17 protein-coding genes and 1 pseudogene are annotated in these 17,576 nt (G+C 69.2%); 3 read left to right on the forward strand and 15 right to left on the reverse strand.

Features of this window, described 5'->3' with window-relative positions:
• Positions 1-4: 4 nt before the first annotated feature.
• Complete coding sequence (locus ACAM52_RS00710) at positions 5-664, forward strand: uracil-DNA glycosylase family protein (RefSeq protein WP_369645808.1); 660 nt, start codon at positions 5-7, stop codon at positions 662-664.
• On the opposite strand, the gene ACAM52_RS00715 is transcribed toward ACAM52_RS00710, so the two are convergent.
• Together ACAM52_RS00715 and ACAM52_RS00720 are read right to left on the reverse strand one after the other, a co-directional pair.
• Positions 570-2,234 carry a hypothetical protein gene (locus ACAM52_RS00715; protein ID WP_369645809.1) on the reverse strand — a complete coding sequence of 555 codons (1,665 nt, stop codon included), beginning with the start codon at positions 2,232-2,234 and terminating at the stop codon, positions 570-572. The two genes, ACAM52_RS00710 and ACAM52_RS00715, sit on opposite strands and share 95 nt — an antisense overlap.
• Before the next feature lie 64 nt (positions 2,235-2,298).
• Positions 2,299-2,493, reverse strand: a complete 195-nt coding sequence (locus ACAM52_RS00720) for a DUF1127 domain-containing protein (protein WP_307582637.1) — start codon at positions 2,491-2,493, stop codon at positions 2,299-2,301.
• Positions 2,494-2,583: 90 nt separating this feature from the next.
• Here ACAM52_RS00720 and ACAM52_RS00725 point away from each other — a divergent pair, with 90 nt between their 5' ends.
• Positions 2,584-3,474 carry a LysR family transcriptional regulator gene (locus ACAM52_RS00725; RefSeq protein ID WP_369645810.1) on the forward strand — a complete coding sequence of 297 codons (891 nt, stop codon included), beginning with the start codon at positions 2,584-2,586 and terminating at the stop codon, positions 3,472-3,474.
• 6 nt (positions 3,475-3,480) lie between these two features.
• Here ACAM52_RS00725 and ACAM52_RS00730 read toward each other — a convergent pair whose 3' ends face one another.
• The 13 genes and pseudogenes from ACAM52_RS00730 to ACAM52_RS00790 form a co-directional block, all read right to left on the reverse strand.
• Positions 3,481-4,134: an ANTAR domain-containing response regulator gene (locus ACAM52_RS00730; protein WP_095948498.1), complete on the reverse strand. Its 654-nt coding sequence runs from the start codon at positions 4,132-4,134 to the stop codon at positions 3,481-3,483.
• A gap of 69 nt (positions 4,135-4,203) precedes the next feature.
• On the reverse strand, positions 4,204-5,358 hold the full coding sequence (locus tag ACAM52_RS00735; protein WP_062470403.1) for a transporter substrate-binding domain-containing protein: 1,155 nt from the start codon (positions 5,356-5,358) through the stop codon (positions 4,204-4,206).
• 66 nt (positions 5,359-5,424) lie between these two features.
• Positions 5,425-7,059: a VWA domain-containing protein gene (locus ACAM52_RS00740; RefSeq protein WP_369645811.1), complete on the reverse strand. Its 1,635-nt coding sequence runs from the start codon at positions 7,057-7,059 to the stop codon at positions 5,425-5,427.
• Positions 7,056-7,874, reverse strand: a complete 819-nt coding sequence (locus ACAM52_RS00745) for a CbbQ/NirQ/NorQ/GpvN family protein (protein WP_369645812.1) — start codon at positions 7,872-7,874, stop codon at positions 7,056-7,058. Before ACAM52_RS00745 ends, ACAM52_RS00740 begins: the two co-directional genes overlap by 4 nt.
• Positions 7,871-8,881: an alpha/beta fold hydrolase gene (locus ACAM52_RS00750; RefSeq protein WP_369645813.1), complete on the reverse strand. Its 1,011-nt coding sequence runs from the start codon at positions 8,879-8,881 to the stop codon at positions 7,871-7,873. The genes ACAM52_RS00745 and ACAM52_RS00750 overlap by 4 nt, the downstream gene beginning before the upstream one ends.
• 28 nt (positions 8,882-8,909) lie before the next feature.
• Positions 8,910-9,929: pseudogene (locus ACAM52_RS00755) on the reverse strand (aliphatic amidase); the annotation flags it as partial.
• Between the two features lie 43 nt (positions 9,930-9,972).
• Entirely contained in the window at positions 9,973-10,662 is a 690-nt protein-coding gene (gene urtE / locus ACAM52_RS00760; RefSeq protein WP_369645814.1) for an urea ABC transporter ATP-binding subunit UrtE, read from the reverse strand.
• Positions 10,663-10,680: 18 nt separating this feature from the next.
• Positions 10,681-11,463: an urea ABC transporter ATP-binding protein UrtD gene (gene urtD / locus ACAM52_RS00765; RefSeq protein ID WP_070061447.1), complete on the reverse strand. Its 783-nt coding sequence runs from the start codon at positions 11,461-11,463 to the stop codon at positions 10,681-10,683.
• A 14-nt stretch (positions 11,464-11,477) separates the two neighbouring features.
• Positions 11,478-12,530, reverse strand: a complete 1,053-nt coding sequence (gene urtC, locus ACAM52_RS00770) for an urea ABC transporter permease subunit UrtC (protein WP_369645815.1) — start codon at positions 12,528-12,530, stop codon at positions 11,478-11,480.
• A 3-nt stretch (positions 12,531-12,533) separates the two neighbouring features.
• Positions 12,534-13,436 (reverse strand): urea ABC transporter permease subunit UrtB, encoded by a 903-nt coding sequence (gene urtB, locus ACAM52_RS00775; protein ID WP_062470432.1) that lies wholly within the window; start codon positions 13,434-13,436, stop codon positions 12,534-12,536.
• A gap of 5 nt (positions 13,437-13,441) precedes the next feature.
• On the reverse strand, positions 13,442-14,635 hold the full coding sequence (urtA, locus tag ACAM52_RS00780) for an urea ABC transporter substrate-binding protein (protein WP_369645816.1): 1,194 nt from the start codon (positions 14,633-14,635) through the stop codon (positions 13,442-13,444).
• Positions 14,636-15,035: 400 nt separating this feature from the next.
• The gene (locus ACAM52_RS00785; RefSeq protein WP_307696772.1) at positions 15,036-15,530 is read right to left on the reverse strand and encodes a hypothetical protein; all 495 of its coding nucleotides are present in this window, start codon (positions 15,528-15,530) and stop codon (positions 15,036-15,038) included.
• Positions 15,531-16,487 (reverse strand): LysR family transcriptional regulator, encoded by a 957-nt coding sequence (locus tag ACAM52_RS00790; protein WP_369645817.1) that lies wholly within the window; start codon positions 16,485-16,487, stop codon positions 15,531-15,533.
• 95 nt (positions 16,488-16,582) lie between these two features.
• On the opposite strand from ACAM52_RS00790, the gene ACAM52_RS00795 reads away from it, so the two are divergent.
• Complete coding sequence (locus tag ACAM52_RS00795) at positions 16,583-17,572, forward strand: NAD-dependent epimerase/dehydratase family protein (RefSeq protein ID WP_369645818.1); 990 nt, start codon at positions 16,583-16,585, stop codon at positions 17,570-17,572.
• The last annotated feature ends 4 nt before the right edge of the window (positions 17,573-17,576 follow it).

Below are 17,576 nucleotides of genomic sequence, written 5' to 3' on the forward strand. Positions count from 1 at the left end.
CACCGTGGATGCGCTGCTCGCCGACATCCGCGCCTGCTGCGCGTGCGAGGCGCACCTGCCGCTGGGGCCGCGCCCGATCGTGCAGGCCAGTGCGAGCGCGCGGCTGCTGATCGTCGGCCAGGCGCCCAGCCTCACGGTGCACCAGACCGGTGTGCCGTGGAACGACAAGAGCGGCGACCAGCTGCGCCGCTGGCTCGGCATCGACCGCGACGTGTTCTACGACGCGACGCGTATCGCGATCGTGCCGATGGGTTACTGCTACCCGGGCCGGGGCAAGAGCGGCGACCTTCCGCCGCGCAAGGAGTGCGCGCCGCTGTGGCACTACCGCCTGCTGGCACAGATGCCGCACATCGCGCTGACCTTGCTCATCGGCCAGTACGCGCAGCGCCACTTCCTTGGCAAGGCCGCGCGTGGCGGCGTGACGGAGACCGTCGAGGCCTTCGCCGACTACGCGCCGCGCTTCGTCCCGCTGCCGCATCCGTCGCCGCGCAACACCGCGTGGTTCCAGCACCACCCGTGGTTTGAGCGCGAGGTGTTGCCGGTGCTGCGCGAGCGCGTGCAGCAGGCGCTCAGCGCGCCTTTTTCCGAAGGGTCGACGGCCGCCGCGGCGGCTTCGCCTCCAGCACCAGCTCGATCGGCAGCGCATCGTTCCACGACTCGGTGAAGTAGGCGCGGTCGCTCGGCACCAGCTGCGGCAGCACTTCGCGCAACAGGCCCAGCGAGTGCTCGGCCGCCTTCAGGTCGCCCGCATGCGCCGCGTACCACGCGTGCTCGAACAGCAGGCTGCCCTGCTGCAGGCCGGGGTAGCGGCGTCGCCCGGCCTGGTGGTCGGCCAGCCGCGCCTGCGCCACGTCGACCCAGCGCGCGGGCCAGTTCGCGGTGTCGAAGGCGTCGGCGAGCGGACCCGCGAGCTTCGACATCGCGGCCGGGTCGAGCGGCTTTTGCGCGCGGAACTGCGCGAGCGTGGGTTGCGCGTCGGGCCGGCAGTGGCCGCGCGCGATGCGCATCAGGTAGATCGCGTTCCATGCCGAGCGGCCCTGGCCGTCGGTGTGGCCGCACAGCCATTCGCTGAAGGCGATCCATTGCACCGCGCGGCGCGTGGTGTCGGCCCGGTGGCCGTCGTGCGCGAGCGCCGGCAGGTCGCCCAGGCCCACGCGGTCGAACAGCCACGCGGCCATGCCCATGTTGGCCGCCACGTGCTGCGCCGCATCGAAGGAGTGCGACTCGAAGGCCGCCGCCAGCGCCTCGCCGAAGCGCTGCAGCGACTCTTCGGCCAGCGTCGCGGCGGCCGGGCGGTCGTCGGCGGCCAGCGCGAGGGCGCGCGAGCGGCAGGCCAGCGCCCACAGGTTGCACCACTCGAAGCGCACGTCGGGGTGGTGGCGCAGCACCAGCGCGCGCGCCGGGTCTTGCGCCATGCCGCCCAGCAGCGACTGCGCCAGCGGCAGGTCGCGCGCGGTGTAGGCGCACCAGGCCGAGACGATGCACTCCATCGCGCCGAGGTAGTCGTTGCCCGCCACGTGGTGCGCGAGCCGCTGTTTCTTGAGCGCCTGCAGCCGGCGGCGCGCCTGTTCGTTGTCGCCGAGCCGGCGCCACAGCATCGCCTCGTTGAGCGTGACCAGCGCGCGCTGGAAGTCGCTGGCGGCCAGCGTGCCGGCCAGGCGGATGGCTTCGAGCGCGCTGCCGCCGGTTCCGCCCGCCACCGGCGACATGAGCCGGCCTTGCCGCGCGGCCTGCTGCGAGGCGACCAGCTGCTTCCAGAAGGCGGCGTCCTGCAGGTGCACGGCGTCGGGCGGCGTGATCGCGCCGGCGGCCTGCGCCTTGCGCGAACGCAGGCCGAGGAACGAGGCCACCTCGGCGGCGGTCGCCGGGCGGTTGTCCACGAGCAGGCGCAGGCGCTTGGCTTGCGCGGCCGGCAGCCAGAACGGGCCCTGGCTGCGCCGCTCGGCGTTGAGAAAGCGCGGCTCGCGCTGCAGGTCTTCGCCCCAGCCGACCTCCAGGCCCCAGGCCTTGAAGTCGCGGAAAGCGCGGCTCACGACCATGCGCAGCGTGCTGGCGTCGGACACCTCGCCGCGCAGGTCGGCCAGCCGCACGACGCCGCTGCCGCCGCCATGGGCATGGGCGTGCTGCATGCGCACCAGCAGCCACAGCGATTGGAAGGCCGCGCGCCGTCCGTCGACGGACTGCGGCGAGGTGAGTTCGATGGAAAGAAGGGCGGGGGAGGCGGTGGAGGGCACGCCCCGGATTGAACCTCAAATCGCCCGCGGCTTCCTGAAGAAACCGCAGGCAGGGTTCAATGAGTCAGTAACGGTTGCGGTCGACCAGCTCGGGCACTTCACTGCGGCCGATGCCCAGGTCGCGCAGGTCGTGGTCGCTCATGCCGGCCAGCAGCAGCACGTCGTCGCGCGCGCGGCGGCGTGTCACGGCGCGGCGGCGCCAGTCGTGCAGGGCGTGCAGCAGGCGTTGATGAAAAGACGGTGGCTTCGGCGCGGTCACGGTGGGCTCCTGGTAGGGGAGCGCTCATCTTCCGGCGACGCGTGCTATTGTGGAAGTTGAGATTTCTGACACCTTCAATCAGCATTCCTGATGCGACAGCTCAACCTCGACCAACTGCGCACCCTCATCGCCATCGCCGACCTGGGCACCTTCTCGGCGGCGGCGCAGGCGCTGCACCTGGCGCAGCCCACCGTGAGCCTGCACATCAGCGAGCTCGAATCGCGCCTGGGCGCGCAGCTGGTGGTGCGCGGCAACCGCCGCGTCACGCCCACCGCGGCCGGCGCGGCGCTGGTCGAGCGCGGGCGCAAGCTGCTGCGCGACACCGACGAGGCGGTCGAAGCCGTCAAGCGCCAGGCCGAGGGCCGCACGGGCCGCGTGCGGCTGGGCACCTCCACCGGCGTGGTGGTCGACCTGCTGCCGCAGGTGATCGAGGCGCTGGGCGTGGGCCATGCGGGCATCGACGTCGAGGTGAGCATCCTCGGTTCTGCCGAGGCGATGGCGCGGCTGGCGGCGGGCACGCTCGACATCGGCCTGGTGGCGATGCCGCAGCCGCTGCAGCGCGAGCTGGTGGTCACGCCGTGGCGCACGCAGCCCATGATGGCCTTCGTGCCGCCGCGCTGGAAGGCGCCCAAGCGCGCCACGCCGGCCTGGCTGGCGACGCAGCCGCTGATCTTCAACGACGCGACCACGCACATGTACCGGCTGTCGATGGAGTGGTTTGCCGCGGCCGGCTTTGCGCCGCGCGCGCGCATCGAGCTCAACTACGACGCGGCGATCCGCAGCCTGGTGGCGGCGGGTTATGGCGCGGCGCTGCTGCCGCTGCAGCAGACCACCGACGCGGCGCTCAACGAGCGCATGCAGATCGTGCCGGTCACGCCGAAGCTCACGCGCCGCCTGGGCATCGCGCACCGCCCGCACGCCACGCTCGACGGCGCCACGCAGAGCGTGCTGAAGGTGCTGACGGCGTTCCGCCAGCTCTGAGCGCGTTCAGCCCGGCCCGGGCTTGGGGCCGCGCGTGCCCAGCGAGAGGATCTCGTTGGCGTTGACGATGGCCGCGGCGATGTCTTCCATGGTGGTGCGCTTGCTCATGGCCTGTTCGCGGATCAGGTCGTGGGCCTGGCCTTCGGACACGTCGTGCGTCTTCATGAGGATGCTCTTGGCCTCGGCCAGCTGGCGCACGCCGAGCAGCTTGGCCTCGGTCTTGCGCAGGCGCCGCGCGAGCGAGCGGCTTTCCTTGTGGGCTTCGCGCGCGACCACCAGCGCCGACAGCAGGCCGAACGAGCGCACCGGCGACGGCAGCACGGCCTTGGCGCGGATCTCGAGCACGGCCTCGACGATGGTCGGGTTCTCGTAGGTCACGACGGCGATGACGGCGGGGGCGTCCTCGCTCTGGGTCCATTCGAAGCGCAGGTTGATGAAGTCGGGCTGCACGGCCATGAAGGCCACGTCGATGCCCTCGGGCAGGTGCTGCACGGGCGGCCAGAAGGCCTGCACCTGGCAGCCGATGCGCTGCAGTTGCTGGGTGAGCTGCCGGCCGTCTGCGTCGTCGGGGTGGATCACCGCGATCTTCAGCAGCCGCAGCTCCTTGAGCTGCGGTGGCGTCACCCGCAGGGTGTGTCGCTTGGGGGCTGTGCTGTCCACGGTCAGGTCTCTCGTGGGACGCGTCCTGACGCCTCGCCTGCAACGGGACTAAAGCGGTGTGCCCTCATCCTAGAGCTCCAGCGCATCGAGCCGTGCCGTCCAGTCGCCCAGCGAGTGGGTGACGAGGTACGGGTCCGGGTACACCGGGCGCGTCGCCTGGCGCACGATGGTGAACTGCCCGTGCGCGTCGACGCGGCCGATGCGCGGGTACAGGCAGGTGTGGTGGTTGGTCGGATCGATCTTCACGCGGCCCTGCGGTGCATCGAACTCGCTGCCCAGGATGTGCGGCAGGATCTCCGCGATGCCGTCGGTGCCCGCCTGCCGGAAGGCGTTGGCGAAGATGTGCATCTGGAAGTACGAGGCCTCCCAGCACAGGTTGGGCACGCAGCCGTCGCCGAAGCGCGCACGCAGCCGCGCCAGGCAGCGCTGGTTGGCGGGCGAATCGATCGACTGGAAATACGGCGCCGCCGTGAAATGGCCCGTGGCCACGCCGGGGCCCATCTGCGAAATCTCGGCCTCCGAGGTCGTGAGGCTCGAGATGGGCATCGTCTTCGGGTCGAAGCCGGCCTCGGCATAGGCGCGGTACAGGCTCGCGGTGGAATCGCCCACCACCGTCGAGAAGATGAAGTCGGGCCGCTTGTCGCGGATGTCGTCCATGATCGCGCGGTAGTCCTTCTCGGTGGCGTCGAGTGCCACGTAGCGCTCGCCGAGCTTTTCGCTGCCGGGGCGCTGCATCACCAGCTCGCCCATGATGCGGTTCGACTCGTAGGGGTAGATGTAGTCGGAGCCGATCAGGTACACGCGCGCGCCGAAGTTCGTGGTCATGAACTCGGCCAGCTGCACGCTGTTCTGGTTGGGGGCCGCGCCGGTGTAGATCACGTTGCCCGAGTACTCGAAGCCTTCGTACAGCGTGGGGTAGAACAGCAGCTTGTTCCACTTCTCGATCACCGGGATCACGGCCTTGCGGCTGCTCGACATGTAGCAGCCGAAGAGCACGTTGACGCGGTCCTGCACGATCAGCCGCTCGGCCAGCTGGGCGTAGCGCACGGGGTTCGATTGCGGGTCGTAGCGCACGGCCACGAGTTCGCGGCCGTCGACGCCGCCGGCCGCGTTGATCTCCTCGATGGCCAGCAGCGCGCCCTGCAGCTGCGACAGGCCGATGGTCGAGGTGACGCCGGTCTCGGAATACAGAATGCCGACGCGAAGAGGGTCCCTGTCAGCCACTGGGGTGTCTCCTGGATGTGTGGGCCCTCATTGTGTGCTCCTCCCTGGCTTTCTTCATTCGATCGGTCAATGGGCGGCGGCCAGCCGCGTGCTCATGCGGGCCAGCCGTACGGGCAGGCTGCGCGCGTCGTCGGCGATGCAATAGTTGCGCCAGCCGAAGATGCGCCGCACGTACGCATCGGCCGCACCGTCCACCGCGATGCACGCGCTGCGCACGCCGGCGTCGCGCGCCTCGGTCACGGCCTGGCGGGCGTCTTCGATCAGGTACTTCGGGTCGTGCACGTCGATGTCCGAAGGCGCGCCGTCGGTCACCAGCAGGATCGCGCGCGGCCCGGCCGGCTCGGCCTGCAGGTGCGAGGCCGCATGGCGCAGCGCGGCGCCCATGCGCGTCGAGTAGCGCCCGCGCACCGCGCCGATCATGGCGCGCGAGGGCGCGGCCAGCGGCTGGCCGAACTCGAGCAGGCGGTAGTAGTACACCTCGGCGCGCGTGTTCGACGAGAAGCCGTGGATGGCGAGCCGGTCGATGCCGCGCGCGTTCGAGGCGGCCAGCAGCAGCGCGGCCTGCTTTTCCAGGTCGAGCAGCGACACGGCGCCATCGCCGTGGCCCGCGTCGTTGGCCGACTCCGAGAGGTCGAGCAGCACCAGCACGCTCGACGGGCGCGGCCCCTTGCCGGGGCGCATGAACAGCCGCGCATCGGGCCGCAGGCGCAGGCGGCGATCGACCAGCACCTCGATGGCTGCATTGAGGTCGATGTCGTCGCCTTCCCACTGGCGGCGCAGGCGGTGCGTGCGGTCGAGGTGGCGCGCGCGGGGCAGGGCGAGCGGCACGATGCGCCCGTTGCCCGCTGCTCCCGAGGTGTCCGCCGCGCCCAGGCCCTGCCACGCGGGCAGCTTCTCGATCACCGTGCACCAGTCGGGTCGCAGGCGCTCCTGCGTGCGGTCCCATTCGGGGTAGGTGTAGCGGCCGACTTCCATGTCGGCGATGCCTTCGGGTGGCGCTTCGTTGCCTTCGTTCGGTGCATCGGAAGGTGGCGGTGGCCGCACGCCCGTCTGCTGCAGCGCGATGGCGTCGTCGGGCGGCGTCTCGGCCTCGCCGAAATCCCACAGGTAGCTGTTGTCGTCGCGCCAGGGCGCGGGCACGGCGTAGTCCTGCGGCTCGAAGCGCACGCGCATCTGGCCCAGGTCGTTGGCGAGGATCGAGGCGACGGCGCGGAAGGCGTCATAGTCTTCCAGCCCCGCGCGCGAGACGGTCTCGTCGAACAGGCGGCGCGCCTTGTTCACCCAGTGGTTGTCGTCGGGCGCATCGGCGCGCAGCAGCACGCGGTCCATGCGTGCGACCAGCGCGGCAAAGCGCAGGTCGAGCGGATCGGGCGCGGGCGGCAGCGCGGCGACGAACCAGCTGTGCAGGCCGGGAAAGTCGCGGCACAGCAGCCGCTCGACGCGCGCGTCTTCAAGGGCCGAGACCACGGCGATGCCCATCGGCTTGAGCGTGCGCGCCGGCCGCGCAGGCGTCGAGTGGCGCAGGTGCGCGACCGCATGCGCGACCATCGCGCGGTGCTGGTGCAAGGCCTCGTCGCCCTCGGGCAGCAGCAGCCGTCGACCCACGAGCACCGCCCGCGCACCGGCCAGCGGCTGCACGTCGACATCGACGCCGGCCAGCCCGCGCGCCAGCAGCGAGAGGGCGCCGAACCCGTTGTTCATCCGAACTGCGCCTCGACAAAGCCCTGCAGCGCGCTCGCCATGTCGGGGTCGTCGGTGAGGGCGCGCGTCATCGTCATGTCGCAGCTGTCGCGCGGCGACACGCCGTCGCGGATCAGCACGCCCGCGTAGATCAGCATGCGCGTCGACACGCCCTCGTCGAGCCCGCGGTGCTTGAGCTCGCGCGAGCAGTGCGCAATGGCCACCAGCTTCGCGGCGAGCTCGATGCCGACGCCGGCCTCGTGCGCGACGATCTCCGCTTCGAGCGCGCCGTCGGGGTAGTCGAACTCCAGCGCCGCGAAGCGCTGGCGCGTCGAGGGCTTCATGTCCTTCGCGCTGCTCTGGTAGCCGGGGTTGTACGACACCACGAGCTGGAAGTCGGGGTGCGCGTGCACCAGCTCGCCCTTCTTGTCGAGCGGCAGGATGCGGCGCGCGTCGGTCAGCGGGTGGATCACCACGGTGGTGTCCTGCCGCGCCTCGACCACCTCGTCGAGGTAGCAGATGCCGCCGTGGCGCACCGCGAGCGTCAGCGGCCCGTCGTGCCAGGCCGTGCCGTTCGCATCGAGCAGGTAGCGGCCCACGAGGTCCGAGGCCGTCATGTCCTCGTTGCATGCGAGCGTGACCAGCGGCCGCCCGAGCGACCACGCCATGTGCTCCACGAAGCGCGTCTTGCCGCAACCGGTCGGCCCCTTGAGGATCAGCGGCATGCGGTGGCGGTAGGCATGCCGGTACAGCGCCACCTCGTGGCCCGCGGGCCGGTAGAAGGGCTCGGTCTCGATGCGGTAGGCGGCGAGCGGATCGTGCACGGGAGCGTTCATGGCGTGGCGAGCAGTTCCTGCAGGGCGTTGTCGATGAAGCGGGTGTCGACCGGGCTGCTGCCGCCGCCCGCGAAGTGGCCCCACACGCCAGGGATCGGGCGGCACTCGGCGTTCGGCATGTGAGACACCTCCCATTCGTTGTCGGCCACGGGAAAGTACAGGTCGCGCTCGGCCGGCATCACGATCGCGCGCGCCTTGATGGCGCCCAGCGCTTTCTTGAAGTCGCCCTTGAACACGGGGTTGTCGCTGATGTCGCCGTGCTGCCACGACCACAGCATCGCGAGCAGGTTGTTGGCGTCCTTCTTCAGGAAGAAGCCTTCCCAGTAGCCGACCAGGAAGTCTTCGAGCGAGCTGAAGCCCAGCTCGCGCCACAGCTGCTGCATGTAGAAAGGCTGCGACAACCCCCAGCCCGCGTACACGCGGCCCACCGCGCGCAGCCCGCGTGTCGGCGGCGTGGTGTACCAGCCGCCGTTCCAGGCCGCGTCGGCCGTGAGCGCGGCCTTCACGCCTTCGAGGAACACGATGTTGTGCGGCGCCGTCTTCGCCGAGCCGCAGAAGGGTGCGATGCGCTTCACCATCTCGGGGTACAGGCACCCCCACTGGTTGGTCTGCTGCGCGCCCATCGACCAGCCCACCACCAGCGCGAGCTGTTCGATGCCGAACTGCTCGGTCACCAGCCGGTGCTGCAGCGTCACGTTGTCGTAGAGCGTGACGTGCGGAAAGCGCGCGAGGTTGTAGGGCTCGGGCGTGTTGCTCGGCGAGGACGACAGCCCGTTGCCCAGCATGTTGGGCACGATGATGAAGTACTTCGCCGGGTCCAGCGCCATGCCGGGGCCGATGAGCCACTCGTTGTCATAGTGCTGGCCCGAGTACCAGGTCGGATAGACGATGGCGTTGCTCTTCTGTGCGTTGAGCGTGCCGTAGGTCTTGTAGGCGAGCTTCGCGCCGCGCAGGGTGGCCCCCCGCTGCAGCGCGACATCGCCGAGTTCGAAGATGTCGTGGTCCATGGGGCGGCGCGTCAGCGGTGCTTGGCCGTTCGTTCGGGATGCCCTCGATCGGGCACTCGGGCGTGCCGACCGTGCTGCGCGTGAACGACTCCACGCGCTCGCGCGTGCCCTCGGGGTCGTTGATCCACTGCGTGTAGAAGTTGTAGGGGCAGGCCGCCACGCCCTTGTCGCCGTCGCCCGAGTTGATGGTGCCGGTGTAGCCGCGGTGCACCAGCTTGAACAGGTGGTTCTGCGACTGGCCGTTCTTGCGCGCGTCGCGGATCAGGCCCATCGACAGCTCGGCGTAGTTGATGCCCATCTCTTCCTCGCCGCATTCGCCGAGCGTGCGGCCGTCGAAGCCGATGAGCGCCGAGTGGCCGAAGTACGAGTACACGCCGTCGAAGCCGGCCGCGTTGGCCACCGCCACGTAGGTGTTGTTCATGAAGGCCATGGCCTTGGAGACCATGATCTGCTGCTCCTTGGCCGGGTACATGTAGCCCTGGCAGCGGATGATGAGTTCGGCCCCGCGCATCGCGCAGTCGCGCCAGATCTCGGGGTAGTTGCCGTCGTCGCAGATGATGAGGCTCATCTTCATGCCCTTGGGGCCTTCGCTCACGTAGGTGCAGTCGCCCGGGTACCAGCCCTCGATGGGCACCCACGGCATGATCTTGCGGTACTTCTGGACGATCTCGCCCTGGTTGTTCATGAGGATCAGCGTGTTGTAGGGCGCCTTGTTCGGGTGCTCCTCGTGGCGCTCGCCGGTCAGCGAGAACACGCCCCACACGTTGGCGCGGCGGCACGCGTCCGCGAAGATCGCGGTCTCCTCGCCGGGGATGGCCGAGGCGGTGTCGTACATCTCCTTGGCGTCGTACATGATCCCGTGCGTGGAGTACTCGGGAAAGATCACCAGGTCCATGCCCGGCAGGCCTTTCTTCATGCCGACCAGCATCTCGCCGATCTTGCGTGCGTTGTCCAGCACCTCGGCCTTGGTGTGCAGGCGGGGCATCTTGTAGTTGACGACCGCGACGCCGACGCAATCGTTGCTGCTCGAAATATCACCATGTCTCATGACGCTGCTCCTGAAGAGTGGTTGAAGGGAAAGAGGGAAGGGCTTACACGGTCAGAAAGGACCTGACCTTGTCCTGGTCGAGGCTCGCGCGCGCTTCGTCGTGCACGATGCGGCCCCGATCGATGACGAGAAAGCGGTCGGCCAGGTCGAGCGCGAAGCTCAGCACCTGCTCCGACACCACGACGGCGAAGCCGCGCTCGGCGCGCAGCACGTTCAGCGTCTGCGCGATCTCCTTGATGATCGAAGGCTGGATGCCCTCGGTGGGTTCGTCGAGGATCAGCACCTTCGGCTCCGAGATGAGCGCGCGCGCAATCGCCAGCATCTGCTGCTGGCCGCCCGAGAGGTTGCCGGCCTTGCGCTGCTTCATGTCCTTGAGCACGGGGAAGAAGGTGTAGAGGTAGTCGGGCACCGTGCGATGACCCGACTTCGCGGCACCGGCGAGGATGTTCTGCTCCACCGTGAGGAACGGAAACACCATGCGCCCCTGCGGCACGAAGGCCAGGCCCTGCGCCACGCGCTGGTAGCTGGGCAGCGTCGTGAGCTCGGCGCCGCCCAGGCGGATGTGACCACCGCGCGCGGGCAAGAGGCCGATGAGCGACTTCAGCAAGGTGGTCTTGCCCATGCCGTTGCGGCCCATGATGGCGACCGCCTCGTCGGGCGCGACGCGCAGCGACACATCGCGGATGACGTGCGACTCGCCATACGCCACGTTGAGTTCGGAGACTTCGAGCATGTGAATTTCTCCTTCTTCTCAGTGGCCGAGGTACACGTCGATCACGCGCGGGTCGGCCTGCACCTCGGCGGCCGTGCCTTCGCTCAGCAACTTGCCCTGGTGCAGCACCGTGACGCGGTGCGCGATGCGCTTGACGAAGTCCATGTCGTGCTCGATGACGACCACCGACTTGCCGGCCGAGATGCGTCGCAGCAGGTCGCCGGTCTGCTCGCGCTCGCGCGGGCTCATGCCGGCCACGGGCTCGTCGAGCAGCAGCAGTTCGGGCTCCTGCATCAGCAGCATGCCGATCTCGAGCCACTGCTTCTGCCCGTGGCTGAGCTGCCCGGCACGGTGGCCCAGCCGATCGGCCAGGAAGACCTGCTCGGCCATCGCGTCGATGCGCGCACGCACGGCGGGCGTGCGGCGAAAGGTCAGCGACTGCAGCAGGCCGTGCATGCGAGGCAGCGAGATCTCGAAGTTTTCGAGCACCGTGAGGTCTTCGTAGACCGAGGGCGTCTGGAACTTGCGGCCCACGCCGGCGCGCACGATCTCGTACTCGTTCAGGCGACCGAGGTCCTGGCCGTTGAACAGCACGCGGCCCGCGCTGGGCTTGGTCTTGCCGCAGACCATGTCGAGCAGCGTGGTCTTGCCGGCACCGTTCGGGCCGATGATCACGCGCAGCTCGTTGCGCTCCACCGAGAGGCTGAGCCCGTCGACGGCCTTGAAGCCGTCGAAGGACACGGTGAGGTCCTCGATGCGCAGGATCTGCTCGCTCGACGGCGGCACCGCCGAGGCGGCCTGCGGCAGCCCGCCGTTGGGCATCGTCATCGTGGCGTTCATGGCGCCACCTCCGAGGTACGGCGGCGCACGAGCTTTTCGCCCAGGCCCGCGAGCCCGTTCGGCATCGCCCACACCACGAGGATGAACACCGCGCCCAGCACGTACAGCCAGCCTTCGGGGAAGGTCTCCGACAGGTACGACTTGAGGAAGCCGATGAGCAGCGCGCCGATCACCGCGCCCGGAATCGACAGCCGCCCGCCGACCGCCGCGTAGATCACCATCTCGACCGAGGCCACGACGCCGATCACGCCCGGCGCGATGAGCCCCACCTGCAGGCTGTAGAACGCACCGCCGATGGCCGACAGCACGGCGGCCACCGCGAACACGAAGGCCTTCATGTGCGCCGTGTTGTAGCCGCTGAAGCGCACGCGGTCTTCCTTGTCGCGGATGGCGATCAGCAGCTTGCCGAAGCGGCTGCGCACGATGGCGAGCGACACCATCATCACCAGCGCGATGGCCGCCACCTCGACGAAGTACATCGTGCGCTTCGCCTCGTCGGTGGCGATGTCCCAGCCCAGCAGCGTGCGGAAATCGGTGATGCCGTTGGCGCCGCCGGTGTCGCCCTGCTGGCCGACCACCACCACCGTGAGCGTGAGCGCCAGCGACAGCGTGACGATCGCGAAGTACACGCCGCTCACGCGCCGCTTGAAGATCGCGTACGAGAACACGTAGGCCAGCACGGCGGGAATCACAAGGATGCCCACGACCGTCCAGCCCAGCGAGTGGAAGGGCTGCCACCACGCGGGCAGCTGCTCGACGCTGCTCCACACCATGAAGTCCGGCAGCTCGGGCGCGGACGCTTCGAGCTTGAGGAACATCGCCATCATGTAGCCGCCCAGCCCGAAGAACATGCCCTGGCCCAGGCTCAGCACGCCGCCGTAGCCCCAGGTGAGCACCACGCCCACCGCGACGAACGCGAAGGCCAGGTATTTGCTCACGAGGTTCAGGCGGAACGGGTCGAGCGTGAGCGGCAGCACCACGGCCAGCAGCACCAGCACGGCGAGCAGGGCGCCGATGTCGCGCTTGCGTTGAGGAGAAAGACCGCGCATGCCTCAGCTCCTCGACCGCGTGGCGAACAGGCCGTTGGGCCGGAAGTACAGCACCGCGATCACCAGCAGCAGGATCGTGGCCTTGGCCATCGAGCCGCTCATGAGGTACTCGAGCCAGGTCTGCGACTGCGCGATGGCAAAGCCCGAGAGCGCGGTGCCGATGAGGCTCTGCACGCCGCCGAACACCACCACGATGAACGAGTCGACGATGTACAGCTGGCCCGTGCCGGGGTTGGTCGAGCCGATCATCGTGAACACCGCGCCCGCGATGCCCGCCAGGCCCGAGCCCAGCGCGAAGGTCATCGCGTCGACGCGGTGCGTGTCGATGCCCACCGCGCCGGCAATGGCGCGGTTCTGCGTCACCGCGCGCACCTTCAGCCCCCACGGCGTGCGGTACAGCAGCAGGTACACGCCGACCGCCACCAGGGCCGTGAGCCCGACGATGAAGATGCGGTTCAGCGGCAGCTGGATGCCCGCCGTCGGCTCCCACGCCCCCGCCAGCCACGAGGCCAGCGGCACGCTCACTTCCTGCGCGCCGAAGATCGAGCGGTAGGCCTGCTGCAGCATGAGGCTCAGGCCCCAGGTGGCCAGCAGGGTGTCCAGCGGGCGGTCGTAGAAGAAGCGGATGAAGCCCCGCTCCAGCACATAGCCGAACGCGAAGGTCACGGCGAACGCGAACGGAATCGCGGCGAACAGGTACAGGTCCATGAAGCCCGGCGCGTAGTGCGCGAAGAAGCGCGCCGCCAGGTAGGTCATGTAGGCGCCCAGCGCCATCAGCTCGCCGTGCGCCATGTTGATGACGCCCATCAGGCCGAACACGATGGCCAGCCCGATGGCCATGAGCAGCAGGATGGTGAACAGGCTCACGCCGTTGAACACCTGCATCACCGCGATGTCGAAGTTCATCGCGTTCAGACCTTCGGGAAAGGGTTGGGCTCGACCAGCTGCGGCGATTCCCACACGATGTCGAACTGCCCGTCGGGCCGCGCGCGGCCCACGCGCACCTTCTTCCACACATGGTGGTTGGTGGCGTGGATGCGCACCGTGCCCTCGGGTGCCTCGATCTCCACGCCCGCGGCGGCGGCCGTGACCTTGTCCACGTCGAAGGACTTGGCCTTTTCCACCGCCAGCTTCCACAGGTACACGCTGTTGTAGGCCACCTCCATCGGGTCGCCGATCACGCGGTCCTGACCGTACTTGGCCTTGAAGGCCTTCACGAACTTCTCGTTGGCCGGCGACTTGATGCTCTGGAAGTAGCCCATGCAGGCGTAGTAGCCCGCGGCGTTGTCCTTGCCGATGCCGTCGATCTCGTTCTCGGACACCACGGTCGACAGCAGCACCTGCTTCGCGCCATCGAGGCCCGCCGCGCGCAGCTGCTTGTAGAAGGCGACGTTGGAGCCGCCCACCACCGTGCTGTAGATGCAGTCGGGCTTGGCGGCCTTGATCTTGTTGATGATCGACGAGAACTCGGTGTGGCCCAGCGGCGCGTACTCCTCGCCGAGCACCTTGCCGCCGGCCTTCGCGATGGCGGGCTTGGCGATCTTGTTGCAGGTGCGCGGGTAGATGTAGTCGGAGCCGACGAGGAAGAAGTTCTTGCCCTTCTCGCGCGCCATCCATTCCACCGCCGCGATCACCGACTGCGTGGCTTCCTGCGAGGGATAGAACACGCGCTTGTCCTGCTCCTGGCCCTCGTAGTAGGTCGGATAGAACAGCAGGCCCTTGGCCTGGTTGAGCACTGGCAGCAGCGCCTTGCGCGAGGCCGAGGTGTAGCAGCCGATGATGGCCGCCACCTTGTCGCGCTCCAGCAGCTTGCGGGCCTTCTCGGCGAACACCGAGTTCTCGCTCGCGCCGTCTTCGACCACGGCCTCGATCTTCTTGCCCATCACGCCGCCGGCGGCGTTGATCTCCTCGATGGCCAGCTTCTCGGCGTCGACCAGCGAGGCCTCGGCGATGGCGATGGTGCCCGAGAGCGAATGCAGCAGGCCGAGCTTCACGGTGGCGCCGTCCTGCGCGCGGGCCAGGCCGGCCACGCCGCCGGCGGCGCCCAGCACGATCATCGAGCCGCCGGTCTTCACGATCTGGCGGCGGTTGAAAGCGTTCGTCATGTCAAATTCCTTTGCTTTGGTTTTGTGCGAGTCATCAGGAACATCCGACCTTCGGCACCGCGTTTTGGGTGTCTCCTCCCGCCGCGCGGCCCCTGCAAACGAGCGCTGTGCTGCCAGTGCGTTTTCTCCGGGCAAGGCTGCGCCACCGGATGGCGCGCATCCGTTTGAAAAAGGCGTTGTTGCGACCGAAAAAACAAAAAAGCCCGAACCGGTGGTGAAACCGATTCGGGCTTAATTGCCCGACACCTCGCTGGCAGCACTGGCAGCGGGCGTCGTATGACTGGGAACGATTGCTCGTTGGGGCGGATTCTTCTCAACTCACCCCGGCGTGAACATACGCTCTTTCGCTAATTGGCGAAAGGGCGGCGCGTGTGCTATTCGCGCGCAGCGCCTGAACACATCAGCTGCGCGGGCGTGCGTAGTCCGACTCGATCCACGCGGTGGCGCTCGAGGTCGTGAGCCGGAACGCGGGCGACACGTTCACGCTCGCCAGCTCCGAGTCGTCGGCATCGTCATACGCCGTGAGCGTGGCCGAGGGGTTGTCTTCGTCGGGCACGATCGACAGCGCCACGCGGATGCGCTGCTCGTTGCGCGCGGTGACCGTCACGCTCTTGTTGAGCGTGGCGTGCAGCTGCTGCTCGTGGCGGCGGATCACCTCGGCGGCGGTCTTCACCAGCGTGTGGAAGGCGGGGGTGTCCAGCGGCTTGGGGTTCTTCTTGTCGCGGCCCATGGTCCAGGGGCCGACGAGCGCGGGCTCGGGGTCGCCGTGGCGGGTCATCTCGACGGCCCAGCCGTCGTCTTCCTCGTTCTTGATGATGCGGGCGGTCCAGAGGTCGTCGCGCCAGAGGCGGGGTTCCTGCAGGGGGAGGTGGTCGGGGGAGTCGGTCGTCGTCATTCAGGGAGAAGCTTTGGGTCTTGCGCGGGGCATTGTCGCCCGGGGCGCGGGGGCCGCCGCCGCGCCCACGTACTGTTGCAAGCCCTCGATCAGCGCATCGAAGGCCACGCGGCAGCGCGGGCTGTGGCGCAGGTCTTCGTGCATCGTGACCCAGGTGTCGAGCTTGAGCGAGAGCGCGCGCGGCAGCAGGCGCACCAGCGCGGCGTCGCGTTTCGCCAGGCCCACCTGGCACACGCCGATGCCCGCGCCCGCGCGAATGAGGGCCAGCTGCGCGAGGTCGCTGTCGGTGCGCAGCGCAAAGGCGTCGCGCGTGAAGCCCGTGACCGACTTGAAGGACTTGATCGCCTCGCGCACGAAGGCCGAGGGCTGGTCGTAGCCGATGAGTGCATGCGCCGCCAGGTCGTCGGGCGTGCGCGGCGTGCCGTGGCGCGCGAGGTAGCTGGTGTGCGCATGAAAGCCCAGCTCGATGTTCCCGATGCGGCGCGCCACCAGCTGCGCCTGCCGGGGCCGCACCATGCGCACGGCGATGTCGGCCTCGCGGCGCAGCAGGTCTTGCACGCGGTTGGTCGACACCAGCTCGACCTTCAGCGCCGGGTGCGCTTCGCGCAGCCGCGCCACGACGGGCGGCAGCACCTCCACCGCGACCACCTCGCTGACCGACACCCGCACCACGCCGCGCACGCCGTCGCCCTGGCTGCTGGCCGCGCGCTGCAGCGAGGCCGCAGTGCTTTCCATGGCCTCGGCATGCGTGCGCAGCGCCAGCGCCACTTCGGTGGGCAGCAGCCCCACCTGCGAGCGGGTGAAGAGCACCACGCCGAGCGCCTCTTCGAGCGCTGCCACGTGGCGCCCGACGGTGGGTTGCGTGATGCCGAGTGCGCGCGCCGCGCCCGAGAGCGAGCCTTCGCGCAGCACGCCGAGGAAGGAGCGGTACAGCTCCCAGCTGATGTTCCATGTCATACGGAAATGTATGACCGATGGTGCATGTTCGGCAATTCCATTCGAACCCCATCCTGCCCAGAATTCACCCATCGATCACTGTTCAGGAGCATTTCATGGCACGCAACGACAACACGGTTCTGGTGCTCGGCGCCACGGGCGGCATCGGCGGCGAGGTGGCCCGCCAGCTGTGCGATGCGGGCTGGGAGGTGCGCGCTTTGAAGCGCGGCGCGGTCGAGGGGAAGCGCGAGGGCATCACCTGGCTGGCCGGCGATGCGATGGACGCGCAGGCCGTGCGACGGGCCGCGAAGGGCTGCGCGGTCATCGTGCATGCGGTCAATCCGCCGGGCTACCGCGGCTGGTCGGAGCTGGTGCTGCCGATGCTCGACAGCACCCTGGCCGCCGCGAAGGCCGAGGGCGCGACCGTCGTCCTGCCCGGCACGGTCTACAACTTCGGTCCCGATGCCTTCCCGCTGCTGGCCGAAGACTCGCCGCAGCGCCCGCTCACCGCCAAGGGTGCGATCCGCGTCGAGATGGAAAGGCGCCTCGAAGACGCCAGCCGCGAAGGCGCGCGCGTGCTGATCGTGCGCGCCGGCGACTTCTTCGGTCCGAAGGCCGGCAACAACTGGTTCTCGCAGGGGCTGGTGAAGGCGGGCCAGCCCGTCCGGGCCGTCAGCCGCCCCGGCGACCCCGGTGTGGGCCACCAGTGGTCGTACCTGCCGGACGTGGCCCGCACCATGGTCGAGCTGCTGGCGCGGCGCGACCGGCTCGCGCCCTTCGCGCGCTTCCACATGGCCGGCCATTGGGACGCCGACGGCACGCGCATGAGCGACGCGATCCGCAAGGTGGTGGCCCGGCGCACCGGCGCCCAGGTGCGCGTGTCGGCCTTCCCGTGGTGGCTGCTGGCGCTGGCCTCGCCCTTCGTCGTCACCTTTCGCGAACTGCGCGAGATGCGCTACCTGTGGCGCACGCCCGTGGGCATGGACAACGCGAAGCTGGTGGCCTTCCTGGGCCGCGAGCCGCACACGCCGCTCGAAGAAGCCGTGGAGGCCGCGCTCGACGGCATGGGCTGCCTGCCCGTGGCGCCCGTGGCCGTCGCGGCCTGAGCGG

The organism is Variovorax sp. V118, assembly GCF_041154445.1.
In the GTDB taxonomy this organism is placed as follows: Bacteria; Pseudomonadota; Gammaproteobacteria; order Burkholderiales; family Burkholderiaceae_C; genus Variovorax; species Variovorax boronicumulans.

Excerpts from the sequence above, each read along its gene's own strand:
- ACAM52_RS00795 (WP_369645818.1), top strand. The coding sequence starts at position 16,583 with ATGGCACGCAACGACAACACGGTTCTGGTGCTCGGCGCCACGGGCGGC.
- urtC (WP_369645815.1), bottom strand. The coding sequence starts at position 12,530 with ATGCGCGGTCTTTCTCCTCAACGCAAGCGCGACATCGGCGCCCTGCTC.
- ACAM52_RS00790 (WP_369645817.1), bottom strand. The coding sequence starts at position 16,487 with ATGACATGGAACATCAGCTGGGAGCTGTACCGCTCCTTCCTCGGCGTG.
- urtB (WP_062470432.1), bottom strand. The coding sequence starts at position 13,436 with ATGAACTTCGACATCGCGGTGATGCAGGTGTTCAACGGCGTGAGCCTG.
- urtA (WP_369645816.1), bottom strand. The coding sequence starts at position 14,635 with ATGACGAACGCTTTCAACCGCCGCCAGATCGTGAAGACCGGCGGCTCG.
- urtD (WP_070061447.1), bottom strand. The coding sequence starts at position 11,463 with ATGCCCAACGGCGGGCTGCCGCAGGCCGCCTCGGCGGTGCCGCCGTCG.
- ACAM52_RS00725 (WP_369645810.1), top strand. The coding sequence starts at position 2,584 with ATGCGACAGCTCAACCTCGACCAACTGCGCACCCTCATCGCCATCGCC.
- ACAM52_RS00750 (WP_369645813.1), bottom strand. The coding sequence starts at position 8,881 with ATGGACCACGACATCTTCGAACTCGGCGATGTCGCGCTGCAGCGGGGG.
- ACAM52_RS00745 (WP_369645812.1), bottom strand. The coding sequence starts at position 7,874 with ATGAACGCTCCCGTGCACGATCCGCTCGCCGCCTACCGCATCGAGACC.
- ACAM52_RS00740 (WP_369645811.1), bottom strand. The coding sequence starts at position 7,059 with ATGAACAACGGGTTCGGCGCCCTCTCGCTGCTGGCGCGCGGGCTGGCC.
- ACAM52_RS00785 (WP_307696772.1), bottom strand. The coding sequence starts at position 15,530 with ATGACGACGACCGACTCCCCCGACCACCTCCCCCTGCAGGAACCCCGC.
- urtE (WP_369645814.1), bottom strand. The coding sequence starts at position 10,662 with ATGCTCGAAGTCTCCGAACTCAACGTGGCGTATGGCGAGTCGCACGTC.